This window comes from Paracoccus sp. MBLB3053, from assembly GCF_031822435.1.
Taxonomy (GTDB): domain Bacteria; phylum Pseudomonadota; class Alphaproteobacteria; order Rhodobacterales; family Rhodobacteraceae; genus Paracoccus; species Paracoccus aurantius.
This window is the reverse complement of record NZ_JAVQLW010000001.1, coordinates 441228-458777: the sequence shown is the minus strand read 5'-3', so window position 1 is coordinate 458777 and position 17550 is coordinate 441228. Positions and strand designations below refer to the sequence as shown.

General features: G+C 62.4%; 17 protein-coding genes. 11 read left to right on the top strand and 6 right to left on the bottom strand.

Going from position 1 to position 17550, the window contains the following annotated elements:
• The first annotated feature begins 39 nt into the window (after positions 1-39).
• The 11 genes from RGQ15_RS02240 to RGQ15_RS02190 all read left to right on the top strand — a co-directional run bounded on the left by RGQ15_RS02240 (position 40) and on the right by RGQ15_RS02190 (position 10519).
• A complete protein-coding gene (locus RGQ15_RS02240; RefSeq protein WP_311158590.1) occupies positions 40-630 on the top strand; it encodes an acyl-homoserine-lactone synthase in 591 nt (196 codons plus the stop codon).
• Positions 631-692: 62 nt separating this feature from the next.
• A complete protein-coding gene (locus RGQ15_RS02235; protein ID WP_311158589.1) occupies positions 693-2021 on the top strand; it encodes a replication-associated recombination protein A in 1329 nt (442 codons plus the stop codon).
• Entirely contained in the window at positions 2018-2392 is a 375-nt protein-coding gene (gene crcB, locus RGQ15_RS02230) for a fluoride efflux transporter CrcB (RefSeq protein ID WP_311158588.1), read from the top strand. Before RGQ15_RS02235 ends, crcB begins: the two co-directional genes overlap by 4 nt.
• A complete protein-coding gene (locus RGQ15_RS02225; protein ID WP_311158587.1) occupies positions 2389-3438 on the top strand; it encodes an RluA family pseudouridine synthase in 1050 nt (349 codons plus the stop codon). The genes crcB and RGQ15_RS02225 overlap by 4 nt, the downstream gene beginning before the upstream one ends.
• Positions 3438-4112, top strand: a complete 675-nt coding sequence (locus RGQ15_RS02220) for an HAD-IA family hydrolase (RefSeq protein WP_311158586.1) — start codon at positions 3438-3440, stop codon at positions 4110-4112. Before RGQ15_RS02225 ends, RGQ15_RS02220 begins: the two co-directional genes overlap by 1 nt.
• The gene (locus RGQ15_RS02215) at positions 4109-4825 is read left to right on the top strand and encodes an ATP12 family chaperone protein (RefSeq protein WP_311158585.1); all 717 of its coding nucleotides are present in this window, start codon (positions 4109-4111) and stop codon (positions 4823-4825) included. Before RGQ15_RS02220 ends, RGQ15_RS02215 begins: the two co-directional genes overlap by 4 nt.
• 155 nt (positions 4826-4980) lie before the next feature.
• Entirely contained in the window at positions 4981-6006 is a 1026-nt protein-coding gene (locus tag RGQ15_RS02210) for an amino acid ABC transporter substrate-binding protein (protein ID WP_311158584.1), read from the top strand.
• 105 nt (positions 6007-6111) lie between these two features.
• Positions 6112-7365 (top strand): amino acid ABC transporter permease, encoded by a 1254-nt coding sequence (locus RGQ15_RS02205; RefSeq protein WP_311158583.1) that lies wholly within the window; start codon positions 6112-6114, stop codon positions 7363-7365.
• 1 nt (position 7366) lies between these two features.
• The gene (locus RGQ15_RS02200) at positions 7367-8818 is read left to right on the top strand and encodes an amino acid ABC transporter permease (protein ID WP_311158582.1); all 1452 of its coding nucleotides are present in this window, start codon (positions 7367-7369) and stop codon (positions 8816-8818) included.
• Between the two features lie 10 nt (positions 8819-8828).
• Positions 8829-9599 (top strand): amino acid ABC transporter ATP-binding protein, encoded by a 771-nt coding sequence (locus tag RGQ15_RS02195; protein WP_311158581.1) that lies wholly within the window; start codon positions 8829-8831, stop codon positions 9597-9599.
• Between the two features lie 74 nt (positions 9600-9673).
• A complete protein-coding gene (locus RGQ15_RS02190; protein WP_311158580.1) occupies positions 9674-10519 on the top strand; it encodes a calcium-binding protein in 846 nt (281 codons plus the stop codon).
• Between the two features lie 97 nt (positions 10520-10616).
• Here RGQ15_RS02190 and RGQ15_RS02185 read toward each other — a convergent pair whose 3' ends face one another.
• From RGQ15_RS02185 to RGQ15_RS02160, 6 genes are all read right to left on the bottom strand, one after another.
• Entirely contained in the window at positions 10617-11477 is an 861-nt protein-coding gene (locus RGQ15_RS02185) for a D-amino-acid transaminase (RefSeq protein WP_311158579.1), read from the bottom strand.
• Positions 11478-11982: 505 nt separating this feature from the next.
• Complete coding sequence (locus RGQ15_RS02180; protein ID WP_311158578.1) at positions 11983-12216, bottom strand: hypothetical protein; 234 nt, start codon at positions 12214-12216, stop codon at positions 11983-11985.
• A 73-nt stretch (positions 12217-12289) separates the two neighbouring features.
• The gene (locus tag RGQ15_RS02175; protein WP_311158577.1) at positions 12290-13882 is read right to left on the bottom strand and encodes an ABC transporter ATP-binding protein; all 1593 of its coding nucleotides are present in this window, start codon (positions 13880-13882) and stop codon (positions 12290-12292) included.
• Positions 13879-14691: an ABC transporter permease gene (locus tag RGQ15_RS02170; RefSeq protein WP_311158576.1), complete on the bottom strand. Its 813-nt coding sequence runs from the start codon at positions 14689-14691 to the stop codon at positions 13879-13881. Before RGQ15_RS02170 ends, RGQ15_RS02175 begins: the two co-directional genes overlap by 4 nt.
• Positions 14688-15629, bottom strand: a complete 942-nt coding sequence (locus RGQ15_RS02165) for an ABC transporter permease (protein WP_311158575.1) — start codon at positions 15627-15629, stop codon at positions 14688-14690. The genes RGQ15_RS02170 and RGQ15_RS02165 overlap by 4 nt, the downstream gene beginning before the upstream one ends.
• 63 nt (positions 15630-15692) lie before the next feature.
• The gene (locus tag RGQ15_RS02160) at positions 15693-17327 is read right to left on the bottom strand and encodes an MFS transporter (RefSeq protein WP_311158574.1); all 1635 of its coding nucleotides are present in this window, start codon (positions 17325-17327) and stop codon (positions 15693-15695) included.
• Between the last annotated feature and the right edge of the window lie 223 nt (positions 17328-17550).

The following is a 17550-nucleotide window of genomic DNA, read 5'->3' as shown; positions in this document are numbered from 1 at the left end:
CTGGGGGCCACCACCCACCACATCCCCAGGAGAATACCAATGCAGACCACCACGCTTTCGTTCGCCAACCTCCACAACCACGGCGAACTGTTCGCAAACATCTTTCGGGCCCGGAAGCAGAGCTTCATCGTTCAAAAGCGCTGGAACCTTCCTCAGACCGATGACATGGAGTTCGACCAGTACGACACGCCGATGAGCCGCTGGGTTGCGATTCACGATACGGGTCGGGTTCTTGCGGGTGTTCGTCTCACGCCCACCACCGCTCGCTGCGGCATGTATACCTACATGATCCGCGACGCACAGGAGGATTTGCTGGGAGGGTCGATCCCGCAGAACCTGCTTGACGCACCCGCTCCGGTCGAGTCGACCACCTGGGAAGCCAGCCGACTTTTCGTCGATCACACCATTCCGCAGCGTGAACGTCGCCAGGTGCACATGAACCTGGTCCTTGAAATGACCAATTCCGCACGGGAACTTGGCGCGACGAAACTGGTCTGCCTCGTCGCCTCGACCTGGCCGCGCTGGCTCAAGCCCTGCGGCCTCGATGCCCGGGCAATGGGGCCGGTGATCTGGATCGATGACGGTCATTTCCAATGCGTCGAGATCAATCTGGCCACCAAGCTGCACTGACCGTCTATGCCCGGCGAGGGGGCCTTTCGCGCCGTCGATGCGCGGCGTAACATGCCCCCCGCATGGCAGATCTATTCGACAAAGCGCCCGACGGGGGCGCCCCCGCTCGCGAGGCAAATCGCCCCTTGGCAGACCGCATCCGGCCGGCCGTGCTGACCGATGTCGTCGGTCAGCAGAAAGTGCTTGGTCCGGACGGGCCGCTGGGCGCCATGCTTTCGGCGGGCAGCCTGTCATCGCTGATCCTCTGGGGGCCTCCGGGGGTCGGCAAGACGACCATCGCCCGTCTGCTGGCACTCGAGACGGATCTGGCCTTCGTCCAGATCTCGGCGATCTTCTCGGGCGTGCCCGAACTGCGCAAGGTCTTCGATGCGGCACGGCTCAGGCGCCAACAGGGGCGGGGAACGCTTCTTTTCGTCGACGAGATCCACCGCTTCAACAAGGCGCAGCAGGACAGCTTCCTGCCGCATATGGAGGACGGCACGATCGTGCTGGTCGGGGCAACGACCGAAAACCCCAGCTTCGAGCTGAACGCGGCGCTTCTGTCGCGCGCGCAGGTCATCGTTCTGGAACGCCTGAACCTGTCAGATCTGGAACGGCTGGCGCAACGCGCCGAACTGGAACTTGGCCGGGCCCTGCCTCTGACTCCCGAGGCACGGGATAGGCTTCTGGAAATGGCCGATGGCGACGGGCGCGCCGGGCTGAACCTGATCGAGCAGGTCATGGCCTGGAAAGTTGGGGGCAGGCTCGACACCGACCAACTCTCGCAGCGCCTGATGCGTCGGGCCGCGAAATACGACAAGTCCGGGGACGAACATTACAACCTGATCTCGGCCCTGCACAAATCCGTGCGGGGAAGCGACCCGGACGCTGCGCTCTACTGGTTCTCACGCATGCTCGAAGGGGGCGAAGACCCGCGCTACCTGGCGCGGCGCATCACCCGCATGGCGGTCGAAGACATCGGCCTTGCCGATCCGGCAGCGCAACGCCATTGCCTGGACGCCTGGGCACTTTATGAACGCCTGGGTAGCCCCGAGGGGGAACTGGCCCTTGCGCAGGCGGTGATCTATCTGGCGCTCGCCCCGAAATCCAACGCCGGATATACCGCCTACAAGGGCGCGCGGGATCTCGCACGGCGCTCGGGCAGCCAGATGCCGCCCGCCCATATCCTGAACGCCCCGACCGGCCTTATGAAGGATCAGGGCTATGGGGCAGGCTACCAATACGACCACGACGCCGACGACGGCTTTTCGGGGCAGGATTATTTCCCCGAAGGCATGAAACGTCCCGTCCTTTACCTGCCGGTCGAACGCGGATTCGAGCGTGAGCTGAAAAAGCGCGTTGAATGGTTCGCCGGCCTCCGTCAAAAGCGGCGCGCAGAGGGCAACAAATGAACCATATCTTTCTCCAGGTCGCGCTTGGCGGGGCACTGGGTTCCACGGCGCGTTACTGCGTCAACATACTCGCGGCACGGATGACGTCCGGCTTTCCACTGGGCACGCTGACGGTGAATGTCGTCGGTTGCTTCGTCATGGGCCTGCTGGCAGCCGCCATTGCCCATCGTGGCGGACAGCATCTTGCGCCGCTGGTCCTGACCGGGATGCTGGGGGGCTTCACCACCTTCTCGGCCTTCGCGCTTGATACGATCTCGCTGTGGGAACGCGGCGCGAGCATCCTGGCAATCGGCTATGTGCTGGCCTCGGTGACGATTTCACTTCTGGCGGTTTTCGCGGGTCTGACCGCGGGCCGGGGGATTTTTGCATGACAACTGTTCAAACAATCCGAATTGGCGAGGATGAGGGCGATCAGCGCATCGACCGCTGGCTGAAGAAGCGCTTCCCGCAGCTCACGCAGGGCGCGGTCGAGAAATGGTGCCGCACGGGCCAGCTGCGCGTCGATGGCGGAAGGGTCAAGGCCAACACCCGCATCGAGGCCGGGCAAGAGATCCGCGTGCCTCCGCTGCCCGATGCGACGGCGCCCGCCGTAGCCAAGTCCGCCAAGGCTCGCGTCAAGCCGTCCGATGCCGAGATGATCCAGTCCTGCGTGCTGTGGCGCGATGAACATATCATTGCGCTGAACAAGCCACCGGGCCTGCCCTCGCAGGGTGGATCGGGGCAGGGCGACCGCCATGTCGACGGCCTGACCGAGGCGCTGATGTTCGGCTACAAGGATCGCCCAAAGCTCGTGCACCGGCTCGACAAGGATACCTCCGGCGTGCTGCTGCTGGCGCGCACCGACCGGATCGCACGTTCGCTTTCCGAGGCGTTCCGCCACCGCCTGACCCGCAAGATCTACTGGGCCGCAGTCGCCGGGGTGCCGCATCCGCGCATGGGGTCGATCAAATATGGCCTGGTCAAGGCGCCGGGGCGCGGCCGCATGGGCGAAGGCGAGAAGATGGTCGCCGTCCATCCCTCGCAGGTCGCCGAAACCGAGGGCGCGAAGCGGGCCCATACCGATTATGCTGTGCTCGAGGCGCTTGGCAGCCGCTTGAGCTGGGTTGCGATGGTTCCGGTGACGGGTCGCACGCATCAGTTGCGCGCCCATATGGCCGAGATGGGCCACCCGATCGTCGGTGACGGCAAATACGGCGGTTCCGGGCAGGAAAACCTTGGCGATGGCTGGGGCGCGCAACTGGGCGGCGAAATCAGCCGCAAGCTGCACCTGCATGCAAGGCTGATCCGGTTCGAGCATCCGATCACCAAGAAGCTCATCACCGTGACCGCGCCCTTGCCCGAACACATGACACGCACCTGGAAGACGTTCGGCTGGCAGGAAAACGACGTGCCCGAAGACCCGTTCGAGGAAACATGATGCGGCTTGTCGTCTTCGACGTCGACGGAACGCTGGTCAACAGCCAGAACGAAATCACCGAGGCGATGAACCTGGGCCTGCGCGGGGCGGGCCTGCCCGAGATGGACCCGTTGCAGATCCTGTCGATCGTCGGCCTGTCCTTGCCCATCGCGGTAGAACGACTGCTGCCAGAGGCCGCGATGGACACGCATCAGCTCGTCGTCGTCGGCTATCGCGAGGCGTTTGTCGCCTCGCGCGCGCGGGGGGCCGTCCCACCGCTTTATCCCGGTGCGCTCGACTGTCTCGCCGCCCTGGAAGCCGAAGATGATATCTTGTTGGGAATCGCGACCGGAAAGCCGATGCGCGGGCTTCAGGCGGTGCTGGAGGCACATGGCCTGACGGGGCGGTTCTTCACCCGGCAGACGGCTGATGGCCATCCGTCCAAACCGCATCCCGCGATGCTGGAAAGCGCATTGTTCGATGCCGGATTGGGTCCGGACCGGGCGGTGATGGTCGGCGACACGGTCTTCGATATCGAAATGGCGCGGGCGGCGGGTGTGGCCGGATTCGGCGTCGATTGGGGATACCATCCGGCAGAGGATCTGCGCGGGGCGGGGGCAGGTCTGGTCGCGCAGGATTATCCGGCGCTCACCCAGGCTCTGCTTCATTGGGCAAGACAGGAAGACATGGCATGAGCAGCGAATGGAAAGCGCGGCGGTTCTGGAAATCGGCCTCGGTTCGAGAGGCCGAAGGCGGCTGGGAAGTGACGCTTGATGGTCGCCCGGTCCGCACGCCGGGCAAGCTGTCCCTGATCCTGCCGACCGCGGCCCTGGCCGAGGCCATCGCGGCGGAATGGGATGCTCAGGAAGATGTGATTGATCCGAACACGATGCCCCTGACCCGTGCCGCCAATTCCGCGGTCGAGCGCGTCGCGCAGCAGTTCGAGGCGGTTGCTTCGATGCTTGCCGAATATGGTGGCACGGATCTGCTGTCCTATCGGGCCGAGGCGCCCGAGGACTTGATCCGGGCACAGGCCGAGGGCTGGGACCCGTTGATCGACTGGGCTGCCACGCATCTCAAGGCTCCGTTGCGCATCACGCATGGCATCGTGCCCGTGCCGCAGGAGGAATCGTCCTTGCTGAAATTGAAGGCAGAGGTCGTGGCGCTGGACGCTTTCGGCCTGACGGCTCTGCATGATCTGGTCACGCTTCCTGGCTCTTTGGTGCTCGGTCTTGCGGTGATCCATGGCCGAATCGACGCTGACGCATCGCATGCGCTTTCCAGAATTGACGAGGAATATCAGGCGCAAAGCTGGGGTCGCGATGAAGAGGCCGATGAGGCTGCCGCAGCCCGACTGGTGCAGATGCGCAATGCACAGATGTTCTGGAAGCTGAGCCGAAGCGGCTGAGCCCACCTGCCTTATTCTTGACGGCAGCGACTGCATCGGCACAATGCCGCTTATGGGGGCAGTCCAACTGCCCCTTGGCTCAAACGGGCTAGCCTACGGCCCTAGCTTCCAGACGGCCCGATCAAGGGTCGGAAGAGACAACAGAGAGGAACCCCATGAAGAAATCTGCATTCTTCGGCTCCGTCACCGCGCTCGCCCTTGCTGCGTCCGGTGCAATGGCTGCCGAAGGCGACACGCTGAAAGAGGTTAAAGCCCGTGGCGTGCTGAACTGCGGTGTGAACACTGGCCTGGTCGGCTTTGCCGCCCCGGACGCGAATGGTAACTGGACCGGTTTCGACGTCGCCGTCTGCAAGGCGGTCGCGGCGGCCGTTCTGGGTGACGCGACCAAGGTGAAATACGTCCCGACCACCGGCCAGACCCGCTTCACCGCGCTCAGCTCGGGCGAAATCGACATGCTGTCGCGGAACTCGACCTGGACCTTCCAGCGCGACACCGACCTCAAGCTCGATTTTGTCGGCGTCAACTATTATGACGGTCAGGGCTTCATGGTCCGCAAGGATCTGAACGTGAGCTCTGCCAAGGAACTGGACGGAGCAACGATCTGCATCCAGACCGGCACCACGACCGAGCTGAACCTGGCCGACTACTTCAAGGCCAACGGCATGACCTATCAGCCGGTCAACATCGACTCGAACGCCGAGGGCGAGCAGCAATACATGGCGGGCGCCTGTGACGCCTATACCACCGACGCCTCGGGCCTTGCCGCGACGCGGGCCGCCTTCGCCGATCCGGAAAACCATATCATCCTGCCCGAGATCATCTCGAAAGAGCCCCTTGGGCCGGCGGTTCGCCATGGCGACAACAATTGGGGCGATGTCGTCCGCTGGACGCTTTATGCGCTGATCGCCGCCGAGGAATACGGCGTGACCTCGGCCAATATCGACGAGCTGGCCAAGTCCTCGCAGAACCCCGAAGTTCAGCGTCTTCTTGGAACCACGGATGATCTTGGCACCATGATGGGTCTCGACGCCGAATGGGCCAAGCGCGCCATCAAGGCCGGGGGCAACTATGGCGAGATCTTCGCCGCCACGATCGGAGAACAGACGCCGATCGGTCTGGCTCGCGGGTTGAACGCCCAATGGACCCAGGGTGGTCTGCTTTACGCGATTCCCTTCCGGTAATCGCAGCACAATTCGGACGGGCGGGGCATGAACCCGCCCGTTCTGCAACGAGCCGGCAAGACATCAGGGCACAAGACCCGACCGCCGGTAAACAGGGGATACAATATGGTTGATTACCCAGGCGCGGCGGATCCGCCTTTCCGCCTGTCGATGCTGATATACGACCGCCGATACCGGTCCCTGACCATTCAGGCCGTCGTTTTCATCCTCGTCATGCTGCTCGCCAGCTGGCTTATCGACAACACGCTCAAGAACCTTGCCATCCTGGGCAAGACCTTCAGTTTCGACTTTCTTTTCAGGCGCGCGGGCTACGACATTCCGCAGCAGCCGATCCCCTACAACTCCGACGATACGCATCTGCGTGCGACGGTCGTCGGTCTTCTGAACACCCTTCAGGTCTCGATCTTCGGCTGCATCGCGGCAACGATCCTCGGGGTTGTCGTGGGTGTCCTGCGGCTGTCGTCGAACTGGCTCATCGCGCGCTTGATGACCATCTATGTCGAGGTTTTCCGCAACATCCCGCTGCTGCTCTGGATTCTCGTGATCCTGGCGATCTTCACCGAAACCATGCCGCCGCCGAACGCCTATCGCGGAGAGAACCCTTCCGCCGGCATGATCCTGTTCGATCTGGTCGCGCCCACCAACCGCTACACGGCTGTTCCGGCGATCGGCATGACGAATCCGCCGGGCGTCATCGCGATCGGACGGGAAGGGATAAGCTGGGCGCTGATTGCCTTTGCGGTCGTGGTCGCGCTTGCCTATCTGGCACATCGTTTCCTGAAACAATGGGCCAAGCGGGTCCAGGACGAATCCGGCAAGCGGCCGACCACCTGGTGGATCACGCTGGCAATGTATGTTCTGCCCGTTCTGTTCCTGACCTGGTATTTCGGACTGCACCTCATCCCGCCGGTCCTGCGCGGCTTCAACTTCGCTGATGGCGTCAATCTCGACAACGCCTTCGTCGTGCTCTGGCTCGCGCTTACGCTTTATACCGGGGCCTTCATCGCCGAGATCGTTCGCGCCGGCATCCTTGCCGTCAGCAAGGGCCAGACCGAGGCCGCCTTCGCGCTTGGCTTGCGTCCACGCCGCACGATGAGCCTCGTCATCCTGCCCCAGGCGCTGCGCGTGATCGTGCCCCCGCTGATCTCGCAATATCTGAACCTGACCAAGAACAGTTCGCTCGCCATTGCCGTGGGCTACATGGACCTGCGCGGCACGCTGGGCGGCACGACGCTGAACCAGACCGGACGCGAGATGGAATGCATGGTGCTGATGATGGGCATCTATCTGGTTCTCAGCCTGATCATCTCGGGCGGGATGAACGTGTTCAACAGTCGCGTCAAGCTGAGGGAGCGGTGAGATGAGCGATACCCATGCCCAGACAACCGCCTATGTGCGCGACACCATGTTGCCCCCCGAGCCGCCACCAGTCAGCGAATCCGGCGCGATCAAGTGGCTCAGGGACAACCTGTTCTCCACGCCGCTCAACATCGCGCTCACGGTGCTCGGGATCGGGATCGTCTGGCTGATCGTCAGCACGCTCTGGCCCTGGCTCTCGCATTCCGTGTGGAATGCGAGCAGCATGGCAGAGTGCCGCCAGATCATCGCCGAAGCGCATGGGCCCGAGGCGACCGGCGCCTGCTTCGCGGTGATCAAGCACCGCTGGAACCAGTTCGTCTTCGGCTTCTACCCCTCCGAGCTTTACTGGCGCCCGGTGCTCACGTTCGGAGCGCTTTTCCTTGCGCTGGCGCCGGTGCTGTTTGCCGAGAGCCCGGTCGCACGCCGGATCGTTGTCGGAACGGCCGCGATCCTGACCTTCGTCATCTCGGCCATTCTCGGCGCGGGCACGCTGGAACTCGGGGCCATCGCGGTGCTGATGCTGGGCTGGGCGTTCCTGATCGAGACACGGCATGGCTGGGCGCTTCTCGCCAGCCTGCTCTATCCCTTCCTCGCGGTCTGGCTGCTTTGGGGCGGCACGATCTGGGAGCCGGCAATGGCCCTTGCGGGCTTCGTCATCGGCTTCCTCGTCTGGCGGGCGCTCTCGGCCTATGGCATGTTTGCCTTTGCCGCAGCAGCCATCGTTTCGGCGCTCTGGTGGCTTTGGCTTTCCGACCACGTTGCCCAAGCGATTGCTTCGGTGCTGCCGTTACGCCTCGTGCCGGTCGCGTCGGACCAGTTCGGCGGCTTCGTCCTCTCGATCACCATCGGCGTCGCGGGGATCGCCCTTTCCTTGCCGCTGGGGATCATCCTTGCGCTGGCGCGCCGCTCCGACCTGCCGGTCCTGAAGATGATGGCGGTGCTGTTCATCGAGTTCATCCGGGGCGTGCCGCTCATTACGCTGCTGTTCGTGGCCTCTCTGCTTCTGAACTACTTCCTGCCACCGGGCACCAACTTCGATATCGTCCTGCGGGTCATCATCATGGTGACGCTGTTCGCCTCGGCCTACATGGCAGAAGTGATCCGCGGTGGCCTGGCCGCCTTGCCAAAGGGGCAATACGAGGCCGCCGATGCGCTGGGGCTGGATTACTGGAAGGCTCAGCGCCTGATCATCCTGCCGCAGGCCCTGAAAATCAGTATCCCGGGCATCGTCTCGACCTTCATCGGGATGTTCAAGGACACGACCCTGGTCGTCTTCGTCGGTCTCTTCGACCCGCTCAAGGCCATGTCGGACACCATCCGTGCGAGCTTCGAATGGAAGGGGGCCTATTGGGAACCCTATATCTTCGTCGGCTCGATCTTCTTCATCCTCTGCTTCGGCATGTCGCGATATTCGATGTATCTCGAACGCCGGCTGAAGCGCGACCACCGTTGAGGAATTCACCATGACCACTCAACCCATGGCGCAGGCACCGCTTGGCGATACTGCGATCGAGATCTCGCAGCTGAACAAGTGGTACGGGACTTTCCACGTCCTGCGAGACATCAATCTGAACGTGAGCCGGGGTGAGCGCATCGTCATTGCCGGGCCCTCGGGCTCGGGCAAGTCTACGCTGATCCGCTGCATCAATCGGCTCGAAGAGCATCAGGCCGGAAAGATCGTCGTCGACGGAACCGAACTGACCAATGATCTGAAAAATATCGACAAGGTTCGATCTGAAGTCGGGATGGTGTTCCAGCACTTCAACCTCTTCCCCCATCTGACCATCCTCGAAAACTGCACGCTTGCGCCGATCTGGGTGCGCAAGATCCCCAAGCGCGAGGCCGAAGAGACGGCCATGCATTTCCTTGAAAAGGTCAAGATCCCCGAGCAGGCGAACAAGTATCCCGGCCAGCTTTCGGGCGGTCAGCAGCAGCGGGTTGCCATTGCCCGGTCGCTATGCATGCGCCCAAGGATCATGCTGTTTGACGAACCGACCTCGGCGCTCGACCCCGAGATGATCAAGGAGGTCCTCGACACGATGATCGAACTGGCCGAGGACGGCATGACGATGCTCTGCGTCACCCATGAAATGGGCTTTGCCCAAGCCGTCGCGCACCGGGTCATCTTCATGGATCAGGGCCAGATCGTCGAGCAGAACACCCCCAAGGAGTTCTTCAACAATCCGCAATCGGAACGCACCAAGATGTTCCTCAGCCAGATCCTCGGGCACTAGGCCGCGCGCTTTCCCGGTTGCTGGGGCCCTTGGCCCCGGCTTATCCTGCGCCCGGAAGATCTTGGAGGCTGCGGATGAATCAGACCATCTTTCTGTTGCTCGGATTGCTGGGCATTGCTGGAATCGGCTCGCTGGTCTCCAGCAATGACGATGATCAACCGCCGGAAGAACCGGCCGATGATCCCTATGGCGGCCGCGACCTGATCGAGGGCACGGATGAGGATGACACCATCACCGGGACCGCTGGCGACGATGCGATCCAGTCCTTCGATGGTGACGATGTTGTCTCGGGCGGAGAAGGTGACGACGCGATCTGGACGGGGTATGGCGATGATACCGTCACCGCCGATGCGGGTGATGACGAGATCTATCTCGGCTATGACGACGACCTCTACGGTGCCTATGACCTGGGCGCCGACGAAGGCAATGACACGATCGACGGTGGCGAGGGTGCGGATACCATCATCACCAATCACGGCAACCATTCGATCACCGGTGGCTATGGTGACGATCGGATCGAGGATCATGGCGGCACCGTCTATATCGACGGCGAGGATGATGACGACCTGATCCTGTCGGCCGATGCCTCAGACCCGGACGCTCCGGATACGTTGCTGGGCGGTGATGGTGCCGATACGATTCATGCAGGTGCCAACGATATCGTCGATGCCGGTCAGGGCTCGGACGTGATCGTTCTGCGCAGTGACGCCGGTGGGGCGGCCGATATCACCTATGGCAGTGCCGATAGTCTGAGGATCACCTTGGCCGCCGATTATGAGGGCGAGGAATCCTATGACCTTGTCCAAGACGGAGATGACGTCCAGGTCGTCGTGAATGGCGAAGTTCTGGCCATTCTGCGCGATACGGACGCAAGCAGCGTGACCAGCATTTCGCTGATCCGCGAGGCCGTTTCTGGTTGAAATTGAGCTTGCCCCGGCAGGATGCTGGCGGTCCTAGACAATAAAAAGGGGGCGCGAGGGATCATCCTGCCGCGCCCCTTCTCAGCTCGATCGGCCGTCAGATGGCCGATTTCAGCGATTCCTCCAGATAGAGTTCGCGAAGCCTTGTTGCGACCGGGCCGGGAGTGCCGCCGCCCACCTTGGCGCCGTCGATCTCGACAACCGGAAGCACGAAGGCCGAGGCCGAGGTGAAGAAGGCTTCGTCCGCCTGCTGGGCTTCCTCAATCGTGAAGGGACGTTCCTCGATCTGCATCTGGGCTTCGGCCGCGTAGCGCAGCAGCGAGCCGCGCGTGATGCCGTGCAGGATATCGGTGGAAAGCTCGCGCGTGATGATCTTGCCATCCTTGACGATATAGGTGTTGTTCGAGGTCCCCTCGGTCACGAACCCGTCCTCGACCAGCCAGGCGTCATCGGCGCCGCGATGCTTGGCCTCCATCTTTGCCATCGAGGGGAACAGAAGCTGGACCGTCTTGATATCGCGGCGTGCCCAGCGAAGATCCTCGACCGAGACGACCTTGAGCCCGGTCTTGGCCTGAGGGTTTTCGGACAATCCAGGTTTTGCCTGCGTGAACAGCACGATGGTCTGCGGCGTCGTCTCGGGCGGATAGGCGAAATCGCGATCACCCGGATTGCCGCGCGTCACCTGCAGGTAGATGATCCCTTCGTCGATCTGGTTCAGTTCGACCATCTTGCGGTGAACGGCAAGCCATTCGTCATCCGCAAGCGGATTGCCCATCCCAAGTGCCTTGAGCGACCGGTCCAGCCGCTGCAGGTGGCCAGGGAAATCCAGCAATTTGCCCTGCAATACGCTGGTCACCTCGTAAACGCCGTCGGCCATGACGAAGCCGCGATCGAAGATCGAGACCTTGGCCTCGGCCTCGGGCAGGTATTCGCCATTGAGATAGACGGTGCGGGTCATCTTCTTCTCCTTTGTCGTGAAGCGGCCTGAAGCGTCCTGCGACGAAAGAGCGGAAGCGTCAAGGCGCATCAAAACTGCGAATCTCCATCATCCGCCTGCAACAATGTGGCGTGAACTGAGACGCTTCCGGATGAAGATTACGCGAATCAATTGCTTTGCTGCGCCGCCGCATTGATTCGTTCTGCCCTGAAACCCCGGCCCGTTGCCGAAAACATCCCCGGATGGCGGCCCAAAAGGTTAAAAAAAATGATTGTGAGCGGTCGCATACCAAGGTCGACCGTTGACACAGCGTCAAACAGTCATGCAAATGTGACTATGCGGTAGGCAGAGGTGATGAGCCCTTGAGCCGCAGCGAAATACCTGGGCGACCATTCGGGGAGGCTTGGTCGCCATGACGGGGGAGGAGCAACAGGCCTTGCTGCGCGCAGGGCCTGTTGTCTTTTGAATTTTCCGCAAATTCCGTGCCAAGGCGCCGCCGGGTGGCTGGACGATGCGACCTCTGGCGTCAGGCAGCCTTGCCATTGCGGTCTGCGCCCGTTGCCGCCGGATCGGGGGTCCGGTTATTGCGAGCCAGAACAGGAATGGGTGCCTCGGCAACCGCAGGAATCATCTGCACCTCACCTTTCCCGACCAGACGTGACTGAGCCGCGAAGGTCTCGCGAATGAGCCGGTCGGCCGGATTTGTCTTAACTCTTTCAACGGCGGCATCAACGGGGCCGCAAATCAGTACATCTTTCATCCCTACTTCCCCGCAAAGTCACGAAGAGGAGCCGCACTTAAGGATTGTTCAACAAGACTGCAAGAGCAGTATCTCAGACCGTCGCGTCAATCCTGTAACGATCGGGGATCCGCGGCGTTGCTCGCAGCAGTTCTTGCGTATAGCCGTGCTTGGGGGATTCGAAGATGATTTCGGTCGGCCCGGATTCGACGATCCTGCCCTCTTGCATGATCAGGACGCGATCAGTCACCTGCCGAACCACTGAAAGATCGTGGCTGATGAACAGACAGGCCAAGCCATGCTTGACCCTGATCTGGGCCAGAAGGTCAAGCACCTGCCCACGAACCCCGGCATCGAGGGCACTGACGGCCTCGTCAAGGATGAGCAGGCTGGGGCGGATGATAAGCGCGCGCGCCAAGGCGATTCGTTGGCGTTGTCCGCCCGAAAACTCATGGATGTAGCGGCGCATCACGTCGCCCGTGACACCGACCTCGAACAGCGCCTCTGCAACCTGATCGCGCCAGTTTCGCGGCTTCCCTGTCAGATGAAACGGTTCGGCGACCAGGCTTTCGACCCGCCAGCGTGGATCGAAGCTGCCGAAAGGATCCTGAAAAACCACCTGCATCCGGGCGCGCAACTCTCGTGGCATCGACCAGCCGGCACGAACCTTTTCCCCGGCAATTTCGATTTGGCCCGATTGAACCGGCTCGAGCCCGAGGATTGCGCGCGTCAGGGTGGATTTGCCGCACCCTGATTCACCGACAAGACCCACGGCCTCGCGCTCGTGGATGGTCAGGCTGACATCATCGACCGCGGCAGGTCTGGCAACGGTTTGGCTTTTCACGTGGTGGGAGGCGGCGTAGCGCCGGGTGACGTTCCGAACTTCGAGCAGCGGGGTCTGCTCCTTCGCCGAGAGAACCAGTCGCGGCGGGCGGGTGACGGCGGCGAGCAGGCTTCGGGTATAGGGATGCGCGGGACGGCGGAAAATGCGCTCGGTTGGTCCATGCTCGACAGCGGCGCCGTGTCGCATGACCACAACCTCGTCGGCGATATCGGCAACCACGGCCAGATCATGGGTGATCAGGAGCAGCGACATGTCTTCGTCGCGGACAAGTTCACGCAGCAGATCCAGGATCCGGGCCTGGGTGGTCACGTCGAGCGCCGTGGTCGGTTCGTCTGCGATCAGCAGATCGGGCCGTTCCGCGATCGCAAGGGCGATCGCCACGCGCTGTCTCTGCCCGCCCGAAAGTTGATGGGGGTAAAGATCCAGTCCAAAGCGCGGGCCGGGCAGCCCGACCCGGTCCAGCCGTTCGCGTGCACGCGAAAGGGCCTCGTGCCGCTTCATTCCCTGATGCAGGCAAAGCGCCTCGGCAACCTGATCCCCGATGGACATCAGGGGGTTCAGCGCGGTCATCGGTTCCTGGAAAATCATGCCGATCCGCTTTCCGCGAATGCGGCACAGCTCGGGTTCAGGCAGGCTCAGCAGGTTCGTGCCGTCCAGGTCGACGCTGCCCTCGGTCTGCATGCCTTGCGGCAGAAGGCCCATGATGGCAAGCGCGGTCAGCGATTTGCCCGAACCGCTTTCCCCCACCAGAGCCGTGATCTCACCCGGTGCGAGGCGCAGGTTGATCCCATGCAGCAGCTCAACCTTGCCGATGCTGACGCTCAGGCTTCGCGTTTCGATCATCGGGAACCACGCAATCTCGGGTCCAGCGCGTCGCGCAGCCCATCGCCCAGAAGATTCAGTCCCAGCACGGTCATCACGATGGCCAGGCCCGGCACGATGGCGACATGGGGGGCAAGCGAGATCATCGTCTGCGCATCGGCCAACATTCGACCCCAGCTGGGCGTCGGCGGCTGTGCGCCAAGCCCCACATAGGAAAGACCCGCCTCGGCCAGGATCCCGAGGCTGAACTGGATCGTGGCCTGCACGATCAGGATATTCGCGATGTTGGGCAGGATGTGCTGGAGGCTGATGCGAATGGCCCCCTTGCCGGCGACCTGTGCCGCGCGGATGTAGTCCAGCGTCCAGATTGGCAAGGCCGAGCCGCGCGTGACGCGTGCAAAGACCGGAATGTTGAAGATGCCGATGGCAAGGATCGCGTTCAGGGCGGACGGACCGAATGCCGCAGTGATCAGGATCGCGATGACAAGGCTGGGAAAGGCAAAGATCAAGTCATTCCCGCGCATGATGATTTCATCCAGCCAACCGCCCGACCTGCTTGCGGCCAGAAGGCCCAGAGGCACGCCAAGGCCCATGCCGACGACCACGGCGACAATGGCAACCGCGATCGAGGTGCGCGCCCCCACCATGATCATCGAAAGCATATCGCGCCCCAGATGATCCGTTCCAAGCCAATGCGCCGCCGACGGCGGCAGAAGCTTCTGCGGCACGGACAGTTGTGTCACGTCGGCAGGGGTCCAGATGAAGGAAATGGCCGCAGCGAAAACCGCAATCCCGGCAAGCAGGGTTCCGAGAAACAACGACAGCTTCATCTGCGGCGCAACCTCGGATCAACCGCCGCGTAGCCGATATCGACGAGAAAGGTCACGATGATGACCGCCGTGACCAGCACCAGCACGGCGCTTTGCACGACGATCAGGTCTCGCTGCGTGATCGCCTGGAAGATCAGACGGCCCAGCCCGGGCAGATAGAAGACGTTCTCGATGATGATGGCTCCGGCCAGCAGGAAGGAAAACTGCATCCCCAGGATGGTCAGCACCGGGATCAGCGCATTGCGAAGGGCATGGCGACGCAGCGCCTGCCCCCGGCTCAGCCCCTTTGCGCGGGCGGTGCGGATGTAATCCTGACCCAGCGTCTCGATCAGGGCCGAACGCAGGACGCGCGCGATGATCGCCGCCTGAGGCAAAGCCAGCGCGACCGCGGGAAGGATGAGGGCTCTGAAAGCAGCTGCCGGATCGCCCCAACCCGGGAAGCCGCCGGCGGGAAGCAGCCTAAGACGGACGGCAAACAGCAGGACCAGAAGCATCGCGAACCAGAAATTCGGCAGCGAGATCCCGATCTGCGTCGCGCCCATCAGCAGGCTGTCGGTCGGTCGTCCCCGGCGCGATGCTGCGACCATGCCGATGGGAAAGGCGATCGCCACGGAAAGCAGCAGTGCCATCAGCGCAAGCGGGAGGGAGACCTGCAACCGGTCCAGGATCATCTCCGCAACAGGCGTCTTGTAGGTGAAGCTCTGGCCCAGATCGCCCGAGAGGATGCCGCCCAGCCAATCTGCGTAGCGCAGCAGCCAGGGCTGATCCAGTCCAAGCTGGTCGCGCAGCGCGGCGACGGTTTCCGGCTGCGCCCCTGTCCCCAGCATGAAGCTGGCAGGGTCGCCGGGCACCAGCTCGACCACCGCGAAAATCACGGCAGAGGCCACAGCGAGGCTGAGGCCCAAGGCGATCATGCGGCGGAACAGGTAGCGGTACATGACTGCAGGCTAATATTCAGCCCGTGTTCCGTAAAGTGTTTCGCTGCAACGGCTTGGACGGATTCACGGAAGCTCGAGCTTGCCGACGAGAGGCAGGTCGTCGCTGGCATCGACCGTGTGACGCTCGATCATCCGGTGAACGACAGGCGGGGCATCGCCGCGATGCAGCTTGTGCAACGCCTCGTAGCTTTCGAAATCAGCCTTGGTGCGGCGCAGGTTGTGGCGGACATATTCGTCCCATGTGGCAATGTGATAGCTTTCAGACCAAAGCTCGGGATGCTCAAGATCGCGCAAAAGCGCCCAGTTCCGAGCACCGTCGCGCCGGCGGATGTCGCGTCGTTGGGCCATGAGTCGCAGGAATTCGGGCACGTCCTGCTGATCGATATGGTAGTCGATCAGCACCATGATCGGCCCGGATCTGCCGCGAAGATCCAGCTTCAATGGCGGTTCGCGGAAGCGGTTGACCGGGTCCAGATCAAGCGTGCCGAATTCGGGCGCGCGGAACCATCGCCCGATGATCGCGCCGATGATCAGCGGGACTGCAGCGCAGGCCAGCGCGGTGTCGATGTCATGGGCCGAGGCGATCGCGCCCCAGACCCAGCTTCCTGCAGCCATGCCGCCGAATGTCGCGGTCTGATAAAGCGCGAGCGCGCGCGCAACGACCCAGCGCGGCGTGGAAAGCTGAACAGTCACATTAAAAAGCGACAGGGCCAGCACCCAGCTTGCGCCTGCGGGAAGCATCGCCACTGCGTGCAGCCAGACATGGTCGGTCAGCGCCAGGGTCAGCGCAGCGGCAGCAAACCCGACAAAGGCGAGGCGGACGATGTTTTCGTTGTTTGTCCTCTCTCGGATGCGCGGATTGAACAGCGCGCCGGCGATCGCACCCAGCCCGTAGCAACCGAGAAGAAGCCCGAACAGAAGCGAGCCCCCCTCGGGATGCGATTTTGCGACCAGCGGCAGCAGCGCGAGGATTGCGACCGCCGAAAAGCCGAAAAGGGCACCTCGGGCCAGCACCCGGATGAGATTGGGGGAAAGAAAGACGTAGCGCAGCCCGGCGCCGACTGCAGATACGAAAGGCTCGCGGGTTGTCAGCCGCTCGGGCGTTTGGGGATGCCAGCGCAGCAGGGCTCCGAGCAAAGGGATGTAACTACAGGCGTTCACGGCAAATGCCGCGGCCGCCCCGAAAGCGGCGGTGATGATGCCCCCTGCGGCAGGCCCCACGCTGCGCATCAGGTTGAAGCCGACGGAATTCAGGGTCACGGCGGCTGGCAGGTCATCGCGCGGGACAAGGTCTCCCATGCTGGCTTGCCATGGTGGGTTGTAAATGGCCTGGCCGACCCCGATCAGGAACGTAAGCGACAGAAGCAGGACCGGCGTCATCAACCCCTGCCAGGTCAGCACGGCAAGCATAAGTGACACTGTCGCCATGAAAGCCTGGGCCCCCAGCAGCAGTGTCCTGCGGTCGAAATTGTCGGCAAGCGCGCCCGAGGCAAGCGCGAAAAGCATGATCGGCAGAGTGTTCGATGCCTGGACCAATGCGATCAAGGTGGCCGAATCAGTCAGCTGCGTCATCATCCAGGCGGCACCGACTGACTGGACCAGCCCCCCGAAATTCGAAATCAAGGTTGCGGACCAAAGGATTCGAAAATCCCCGTGGCGGAACGGGGAAAAGGCATTCTTGCGGGGCGTTGCGGGCATGGAGCGTCACCTATGCGTCGAATGGCAGCTTAGGCAGGCTGGTTTGTGCCGGCAACTGCCGGCCTGAACTCCGCCCTCATCTGTTGCCCGATTCACCGGCGACCTGGGTATATCCACCAGGCATTCGAAAAATCCCGGAAGATTCTTCGACTTCACAGCGTGAGGGTCGAAGAAAAATGCGCTATTTTCAAGATCGCACGGCAAGATCGGGAATTTCTTTCCG

Excerpts from the sequence above, each read along its gene's own strand:
- RGQ15_RS02240 (WP_311158590.1), top strand. The coding sequence starts at position 40 with ATGCAGACCACCACGCTTTCGTTCGCCAACCTCCACAACCACGGCGAA.
- RGQ15_RS02235 (WP_311158589.1), top strand. The coding sequence starts at position 693 with ATGGCAGATCTATTCGACAAAGCGCCCGACGGGGGCGCCCCCGCTCGC.
- crcB (WP_311158588.1), top strand. The coding sequence starts at position 2,018 with ATGAACCATATCTTTCTCCAGGTCGCGCTTGGCGGGGCACTGGGTTCC.
- RGQ15_RS02225 (WP_311158587.1), top strand. The coding sequence starts at position 2,389 with ATGACAACTGTTCAAACAATCCGAATTGGCGAGGATGAGGGCGATCAG.
- RGQ15_RS02220 (WP_311158586.1), top strand. The coding sequence starts at position 3,438 with ATGCGGCTTGTCGTCTTCGACGTCGACGGAACGCTGGTCAACAGCCAG.
- RGQ15_RS02215 (WP_311158585.1), top strand. The coding sequence starts at position 4,109 with ATGAGCAGCGAATGGAAAGCGCGGCGGTTCTGGAAATCGGCCTCGGTT.
- RGQ15_RS02210 (WP_311158584.1), top strand. The coding sequence starts at position 4,981 with ATGAAGAAATCTGCATTCTTCGGCTCCGTCACCGCGCTCGCCCTTGCT.
- RGQ15_RS02205 (WP_311158583.1), top strand. The coding sequence starts at position 6,112 with ATGGTTGATTACCCAGGCGCGGCGGATCCGCCTTTCCGCCTGTCGATG.
- RGQ15_RS02200 (WP_311158582.1), top strand. The coding sequence starts at position 7,367 with ATGAGCGATACCCATGCCCAGACAACCGCCTATGTGCGCGACACCATG.
- RGQ15_RS02195 (WP_311158581.1), top strand. The coding sequence starts at position 8,829 with ATGACCACTCAACCCATGGCGCAGGCACCGCTTGGCGATACTGCGATC.
- RGQ15_RS02190 (WP_311158580.1), top strand. The coding sequence starts at position 9,674 with ATGAATCAGACCATCTTTCTGTTGCTCGGATTGCTGGGCATTGCTGGA.
- RGQ15_RS02185 (WP_311158579.1), bottom strand. The coding sequence starts at position 11,477 with ATGACCCGCACCGTCTATCTCAATGGCGAATACCTGCCCGAGGCCGAG.
- RGQ15_RS02180 (WP_311158578.1), bottom strand. The coding sequence starts at position 12,216 with ATGAAAGATGTACTGATTTGCGGCCCCGTTGATGCCGCCGTTGAAAGA.
- RGQ15_RS02175 (WP_311158577.1), bottom strand. The coding sequence starts at position 13,882 with ATGATCGAAACGCGAAGCCTGAGCGTCAGCATCGGCAAGGTTGAGCTG.
- RGQ15_RS02170 (WP_311158576.1), bottom strand. The coding sequence starts at position 14,691 with ATGAAGCTGTCGTTGTTTCTCGGAACCCTGCTTGCCGGGATTGCGGTT.
- RGQ15_RS02165 (WP_311158575.1), bottom strand. The coding sequence starts at position 15,629 with ATGTACCGCTACCTGTTCCGCCGCATGATCGCCTTGGGCCTCAGCCTC.
- RGQ15_RS02160 (WP_311158574.1), bottom strand. The coding sequence starts at position 17,327 with ATGCCCGCAACGCCCCGCAAGAATGCCTTTTCCCCGTTCCGCCACGGG.